Here is a 1,914-nt window from a genome sequence, read left to right as displayed (position 1 = left end):
TTGTAGTAGGGCCTTTATTATTTTTTATTGTAAAAATATATACTGCAAACACAACAAAAGATTTTAAAAATTTGAGCGTTGTACTCAAATGGATACTCTTTTTTGGAATCTTATCATCAGCTATTATCCGAATAAATATCAAATACAATGCTTAAAAACAAACTGAAAGATTACAAAATAATTCTAGCTTCGGGTTCGCCAAGACGCCAACAATTTTTTAAAGATTTAGATCTCGATTTTGAAATACGACTCAAAGAAATAGAAGAAGTTTATCCACCTGAACTAAAAGCTCATGAAATAACTGATTATTTAGCAGTGTTAAAAGCATCAGCATTTGAAAACGAACTGGATAAAAATGAACTTTTAGTAACTAGTGATACCATTGTTTGGCATGAAGGTAAAGCTTTGGGGAAACCAAAAGATGAAGCAAATGCTTTTGAAATTTTAAAATCCTTATCGAATGCGACACATGAAGTAATTACATCGGTTTGTTTTAAAACTTCGGAAAAAATAGAGGTTATTCATGAAGTTACCAAAGTTACCTTTAGTGCACTAAGTGATGAAGCTATTGCTTATTATTTGGAAAATTACAAACCTTATGACAAAGCTGGTTCTTACGGAATCCAAGAATGGATTGGTTTTATAGGAGTTTCAAGAATTGAAGGATCTTATGCAAACGTGATGGGAATGCCAACAGATAAAGTGTTTGATTACCTTTCAAAACTATAAAGCTATGTTAATTCAATTGGTAAACGAATATTCTAAAGAGGTTATAGCTACAGGAATTGTAGGTGTATTACTCTTTTTGTTACGATATATCACAACAAAAATTGTGAGAAGATATGCAAAGTCTAATTTAACAATTGAGCACAGAACTAATTTAGTGATCAAATACCTTCATTTGTTCATCAATATATTAGTAGTAATTGCGTTGATTATTGTTTGGGGAGTACAACCTAAAGATATCATTATTGCTTTATCTTCATTTACCACCGTTGTAGGTGTAGCCATGTTTGCGCAATGGTCTATTTTAAGCAATATTACCTCTGGAATTATCTTATTTTTTTCATTTCCGTTCAAAATTGGAGATGTGATAAAAATTCATGATAAAGATTTTCCCATTCAAGCAGAGATTGAGGACATAGGTGCATTTCATGTTTTTTTATTGACCGATGAAGGTGAGAAAATCATTTTTCCAAACAATTTGTTACTGCAAAAAGGAATTTCGATTATTAAAAATAAACATGCTGATCAAGAATTTACAGATTAATAGATTCCTATAGTAAAGGGAAACAAGAATTTATTATGTGATAATATTGTAATCATTTGAAGTAATGATGTAATTACTAGTTGAGGTTTTTTATTGATTTTTGTACTGTAAATTGTTCTTATATATTTGTAAGACAACTCAAACTATTTCTATATGAACGAAGAACTAAAATTTCCTTTTTATGCAAAGCTAACTTTTATCACATTGGGTTTAATTGCCTTGATTTTTATATTTTACATAGGGCAAAATATAATTGTACCCATTATAATGTCGTTTTTGTTTGCGATATTATTATATCCAATTGCTCAGTTTTTAAAGTTAAAACTTAGGTTTCCTAACGTCTTAGCAGTAATGATTGTAGTGATTTTATTTATCTTGTTCTTCATTGGACTTTTCGTTTTTTTATCCTATCAAATTAGTGATTTTGCTGAAGATTTTGATAAGATTGAGAAAAACATAAACATCCATCTATCCAATATTCAAGGTTTCATTAGAGATACGTTTCATGTAAGTTCAAGAGAACAAAAACAATATATTGATACTGCAGCCGAAGATTCATTAGAAAAAGGGAAAGAAATTTTGGGTACAACCTTAATGTCATTTACAGATACCCTTGTAAATTTAACCTTAATACCTATTTACAC

At 29.4% G+C, this 1,914-nt stretch carries 3 protein-coding genes; all 3 read left to right on the top strand.

Going from position 1 to position 1,914, the window contains the following annotated elements; all coding sequences use genetic code 11:
• Nucleotides 1–147 precede the first annotated feature (147 nt).
• Complete coding sequence (locus FPG59_RS15710; RefSeq protein WP_086455479.1) at nucleotides 148–729, top strand: Maf-like protein; 582 nt, start codon at nucleotides 148–150, stop codon at nucleotides 727–729.
• 10 nt (nucleotides 730–739) lie between these two features.
• Complete coding sequence (locus FPG59_RS15705) at nucleotides 740–1,270, top strand: mechanosensitive ion channel domain-containing protein (protein ID WP_086455480.1); 531 nt, start codon at nucleotides 740–742, stop codon at nucleotides 1,268–1,270.
• 153 nt (nucleotides 1,271–1,423) lie between these two features.
• Nucleotides 1,424–1,914, top strand: a 491-nt coding sequence (locus tag FPG59_RS15700; RefSeq protein ID WP_140344710.1) for an AI-2E family transporter, incomplete at its 3' end; no start/stop codon positions are given.

Source organism: Flavobacterium sp. FPG59 (assembly GCF_002150205.1).
Taxonomy (GTDB): Bacteria; Bacteroidota; Bacteroidia; order Flavobacteriales; family Flavobacteriaceae; genus Flavobacterium.
This window is presented reverse-complemented; position numbering and strand designations above follow the sequence as displayed.